Here is a 5,689-nt window from a genome sequence, read left to right on the forward strand (position 1 = left end):
GCCGTGCAGATCCTGCTGGGCCACACCAAGATCAAGACGACGGTGCGCTATCTGGGCGTCGATGTCGAAGACGCACTGCAACTGACCGAGACGACGGACATATAGCCTGTGTATCCGCTGGCAACCACCGGGGCGGGCGGGAATGTCCGGAAACCCAGATTTGTCGCCATAAACCCGCCCGTCCGCTTCCGGCCCCATTGTGCCACCCACAACGGCCGCATAGCGCTCCATTGCGGTCGGTTGTGGAGATGGTTGTTGCGCCTGAAAGCCGACGTGGCGAGCTTCGAGTTGAAGGGTTCGAGCTGTGTCAGGGACTGGGAACGCCGTTGGTTCGTCGATTACGGCGGCCAAGTCCGCTAACAAGCTTGTTGTTGAACCGGAGCGCCAGATCAGTTGAGAATGTCAGGCGCCATGCTAGGTTGCTGCCCAAGTCCGACTAGGCTGAGGACGGATGTTGCCGGGGTGCCGTCCTGCATATAGGCCGGCCGGCCTTCGGCGTGCCCATTGGTGATGTAGTGCGACACAAGCGCCATATGATCCAGGCCAAAGGCGCGGAACAGGTCCGGGTTCAAGGCGGCATAGGTTTCAGCGTCAAAGCCCACGCTCAACCGCCCTTCTGCCCGGCCATTATGGATGTAATGATCGACCAGTTGCTTGGTATCCAAGCCGAAAGCTCGAAAAAGATCTGGGTTCAACGCGGCATAGGCCTCGGCGTCGAAACCCCGCGCCAAGCGGCCCTCGTCTCGCCCGTTTTGGACATAGTGCTTCACCAGAGCTGCATGGTCGAGACCGAAGGCGGCGAACAGATCCGGGTTCAACGCGGCATAGGCGACCGCATCAAAGCCGGTGGCCACCCGGCCTTCGTCACGGCCATTATACAGGAAATGGTCGGCCAGGGCCTTACCGTCCAGCCCGAAGGCCCGAAACAGATCCGGATTCAGGGCTGCATAGGCTTCGGCGTCGAAGCCGGCGGTGATCCGGCCCTCGGCCCGGCCGTTAGCGATGAAATGATTGACCAGGGCCGCATCCTTTGTCCCCAACGCATTCACCAAATCCGGGTTCAGAGCACGGTAGGCCTCGGTGGAGAATGCTGGCGTGAAATCGTCATTCAGGATGATGCCGACCGCCGACATGCCCGTTGCGGCCGGATCGGGGAAGATCGCACCGCTCAGGTCGGTAACGGACAACCTTACCGTCTCGTGCGGTTCGGTCACGATGTCGCTCATCACCTTGACGCTAATGGTCGCCGAACGGCTGCCGGGCTGTATGGTCATCGTCTGTTGAAGTGGCGTGAAATCTTTCCCCGCCATGGCTGTGTTGGCCGACACAGCAACCTGGAACGTGACTGGATTGACCGCCTGGGCAGACAGGTTAGCCCGGAACACCAGGGTGGCGGAACCCGAATCTCCTTCCCGAACACTGGTATTGGTGACCGTCAGCACGGGTACGCCAACGAAAACGGTCTGATCGGTAAAAACCAGCCGCTCGATGCTGGAGAGTTCGTCAACCTCGCCGGACGGGATATGACGGACCTTCGTGATATTGTTGCTTGTGCTGAGCGAATATTCGGCACGGGTGCCGTTGAACATGGCGGTGTCAATGCCGGCCCCGCCAATCAGGGTGTCGTTGCCGGTACCACCGGTCAGACTGTCATTGCCCTCTCCGCCATCCAGGCTGTCATTGCCAGCGCCGGCGATCAGCGTATCGTTGCCTTTGTCGGCCGTCATGATGTCGCTACCGGCGCTGCCCGTCAGGGAATCATCGCCGTTGGTGCCGGTGGCCCCCGACAGAATGGCCCCCTGCACGGTCGGGTCCATGCCGCCAAAATTATAGGCGATCAGGCTTGAAGCAGCCACGTTCTTCAGGCGATAGGCCGTGGCGAAGCCCTTATCCGCGCCAGCGCCATCTTCATCCACCTGCACCAGCGTGTCGTTGCCCGATTGCAGCAGGCGGAAATAGGTCCCGAAAAGATTGCCTCCGCTATAGCCGCCATAGGCCCTGTCATCGATGCGCAGAATATCGCCGCCAATCCCCACCGCAAAGTCAGTGACCGTGTCCGCCATGCCGTTGGCATATTCTAGGGTTAGCCCTGAATAGCGCAGGATGTCCACGCCCGAGCCAAGCGTGATAACATTGGCGCTGAGCGTTGCGCTGATCGTGTCATTGCCGTCACCACCAATGATGGTGTTGGGGACCTTGTCGATGGTTATGAACAGGAACTGGTCATTGCCGGCGCCACCATCAACATAGTTGCGACCGTCGCCGCCGTACAAGCGGTCATCGCCATTGCCGCCCAACAGGGTGTCATCACCATAGCCATCCCACAACGCGTCATTGCCGTCACCACCGTCCAACAGATCGTTGCCACCTCCGTCTCTCAGGCTGTCATCCCCACCCATACCCTGCAGGGTATCCTTGAACGCGGTGCCTGTGAAACTGTCCCACTGGTCGGTGCCGACCATCAGCTTGCCGGGGATGGGGGCGCCCGTCGGGTCCATGCCTTCAAAATTGAAGGCGGTCAGCGTGCTGGCCTTGACGCCCTGAAGCCGATAGGTCGTGGCGAAATCATTGACCGTGCCGCTGCCATCCCGGTCCATCTGAACGAGGGTGTCGGCGCCCGACTGCACCAGCCGGACAAAGCGGCCGAAGATATTGCCGCCCGTGTAGCCGACAAAACTCGAATTAGCGGTCAGGAAGATGTCACCGCCGTCGCCCGCCGTAAAATCGGTGATGATGTTGGCATAGACGTCGGTATAGGTTTGCCATGGCGTATCCATGTCGACGCGGTCCGTGCCTGTACCCAGCGTGATCATCTGGGCATTCAGGGTAGTTCTGATCCTATCATTTCCGGCGCCACCAATAATCGTGTGACGCCCGACAAAGGCAAACGCAATTTCGTCGTCGCCATCACCGCCGTCAAAATAATTGTCGCCGTCGTTATCCATCAGATAGTCGTTGCCAGCACCCCCCAACAGGGTGTCGTTACCAAGACCACCGCGCAAACTGTCATCGCCCGTACCGCCTTCCAGAAGGTCGGCGCCGGGGCCGCCATCCAGGGTGTCATTGCCCCCGGCACCACGCAGGGTATCGTTGAAAACATCGCCCTGCAGACTGTCGTTTGATGCCGAGCCGGTCAGCGCCAGGCCGGGCAACGGTGCGCCCGAAAGGTCCATGCCGTTGAAATTGTAGCTCGTGAGGCTGGCGGCGGTGACCCCCTGGAGACGATAGATCGTTACGAAGGTCTGGAGCTTTCCGGCACCATCATTGTCGATCTGTACCAGTGTATCGGCACCGGATTGAACCAGTCGCACGAAATCCGGAAATACGTTACCACCAGTATAGCTATTGGTGAAATTGCTCTTAAAGACTAGGACGTCGCCATTTGCTCCGGCCTTGAAGTCGGTAACGATATCGACTTGTTCTTCACGATAGCCGTTCGTCACCCCGCCATAGATCAGCCGGTCGACCCCGTCGCCGAGACTGATGGTGTTCCGGTCGACCATGGCGTAGACCACATCATTACCCGCGCCGGCGACGATGGTGTTCTGGGAGGTCAGCCCGAAGACATTGATCTCGTCATTGCCGTCCCCGGCATCCAGGTAGTTCGTGCCGTCGTTACTGTGCAGCCGGTCGTTGCCCGCGCCGGCCGTCAGCCTGTTTCTGCCGAAACCCCCGTTCAATGTATCGTTGCCGTCCCCGCCCTGAAGGGTGTCGTCGCCGACACCGCCCTTCAGATCATCGTCACCATCGCCGCCATCAAGCAGATCATTCCCGGCCCCACCATCCAGGGTGTCATCACCGCCCAAGCCTTGAAGGGTGTCGTCAAAGGCTGTGCCCGTCAGCTTGTTAGAACCGGCATCACCAGTCAGGGTGCTCATATTGTTTCCTTATCCAAAACATGCCAGTTCAAACGGCGATGACCACGGGTGATTGGGGTGCCACATGGGTCCTGAGGCTTCAATTGCGGGAAATACAGGGTTTTTCCCACCTGCGACCAACTGGCCCCGCCCACGGCGGTCTGTCCTCCGTATCCGAGGCATGTCGCAGGCTTTATGGGGTCAGTGATCATGACCGGGCTGCGCTCCAGGCCTATGCCGCCAACGCCGGATTGACGGTGGTGAAGGTCCCGGCGGCCCGACGGTTTATGGCCCTGCGGAGTGCGGCAAACGCCGTTGACAATGCATTCGGCGTCTTGTTGGAACAGGGGTAGGAACGAGAATGCCCCTACCCTTCCACATCAGACGATGACAAAGTCCCCGTACCGCTGGCCGGGGGCGCCGCAGTACTGGGCCGGCGTTCCCGGGCCTTGCCCACCGGCTACCGGCCCGCTGTGCAGCCGGCTATGGCGGCGGGGGCCGTATGGCGGGGTAAGCCCGGTGCGGTTAGCCAAGGTCAACCCAAGACCCAGTCGAAATCGGCTGTGTCCGCCACCCTGATCATCCGACCTTGTCCGGATTGTGGACGTGATCGGGCGCGGCCTCCAGGCCAAATCCCCGTTACGGTCCGTTACACTACGCTACGGAGCACTGCCAGCAACTTAAAAACCGTCTTGGAACAGGACGCCGGATATGCGACATCACCGCCGCGCCAATATCTTGGCACGCCCAGGGGGCACCCTGACTTCTATGGGTATTCGGGACCTTACAATGCGCAATAAGTTCAGTTTCGCTGGCATTGCCATTCTACTTGGCACTACGTCTGTTTCCGGTGCGGCGACAGATGGTACGACGCTTGATGATATCATCGTCACAGCGCGCAAAATACCAGAGAACCAGTTGCGCGCACCCTTGTCAGTATCCGTCCTGACGGAACGGGACCTGTCGGGCGCAGGGGTCCGCACGATTTTTGATGGGCTGCCTCTTTTGCCCAATCTGTCGGTACCCGGGGGGATTGCACAATCGCTCCAGGGACAGATCGGAATCCGGGGAATATCCACGCTTCAGCGCAATATCGGGGTAGAATCCGGGATCGGCATGTTTATTGACGGTGTCTATCAGGGGCGCTCTGACACTTATCTCCAGCCGTTCCTGGATGTTTCGTCGCTTGAGGTCATCAGGGGCCCGCAGGGGACGATATTCGGTAAGAACACCATCGCGGGGGCGGTGAACATTACCACGCTGATGCCCGAAGCCACGCCGCAGCACCAGGTCATGGCCGAGGTTGGAAAATATGGCTTGGCCCGTGTGCAGGCGTCCGTTCGGGGGCCGCTGACTACCGATATAGGCGCAAAACTGTCGGTCGGTTACGTGGGTCGGGGCGGGACCTACAGCCATCTGTCGGGCGGACCGAATGGGGATAAGATTGACCTGCTGTCAGCCCGGACCGCCTTTGTCTTTGACGGCGAATCCGGAACCAGGGTCGTTCTGGCCGGTGATGTCTTGAGGGACCGAGGTCGCCCCGCCTATTTCCAGTCTGTCGAGGTCGCTGGTTACGCCAACAACCCAATGGCATCGCGGCCCCATGTCATCGACCCTGACGGCGACAATTATCTTCACCGCGACAATTACGGCCTGTCTCTGACCGTCAGTCACGAGATGGATAAGGCTGCTCTTGTCGCGATCACGGCCTATCGACGGGCAGAATATCAGGCATCGCTGGATGACGATCAGTCACCGCGCCGTTTTCTGTCAAAAGATGCCTGGTCGGACAGGACCGATTTTATCTCACAGGAACTCCGGGTCGATGGGAC

Annotated in this window: 2 protein-coding genes; one reads left to right on the plus strand and one right to left on the minus strand. The window is 59.7% G+C overall.

The window, feature by feature from the left end; genetic code table 11:
- Nucleotides 1–389: 389 nt before the first annotated feature.
- Entirely contained in the window at nucleotides 390–3,878 is a 3,489-nt protein-coding gene (locus Q0072_RS19480) for a Calx-beta domain-containing protein (protein ID WP_298333279.1), read from the minus strand.
- A 768-nt stretch (nucleotides 3,879–4,646) separates the two neighbouring features.
- Between Q0072_RS19480 and Q0072_RS19485 the strand changes: the two genes are divergently transcribed.
- Nucleotides 4,647–5,689: TonB-dependent receptor plug domain-containing protein (locus Q0072_RS19485; protein WP_298333281.1), on the plus strand; the 1,043-nt coding region annotated here is incomplete at its 3' end.

Origin of the sequence: Asticcacaulis sp. (assembly GCF_027484505.1) — a bacterium.
Taxonomy (GTDB): domain Bacteria; phylum Pseudomonadota; class Alphaproteobacteria; order Caulobacterales; family Caulobacteraceae; genus Asticcacaulis.

Excerpts from the sequence above, each read along its gene's own strand:
- Q0072_RS19480 (WP_298333279.1), bottom strand. The coding sequence starts at position 3,878 with ATGAGCACCCTGACTGGTGATGCCGGTTCTAACAAGCTGACGGGCACA.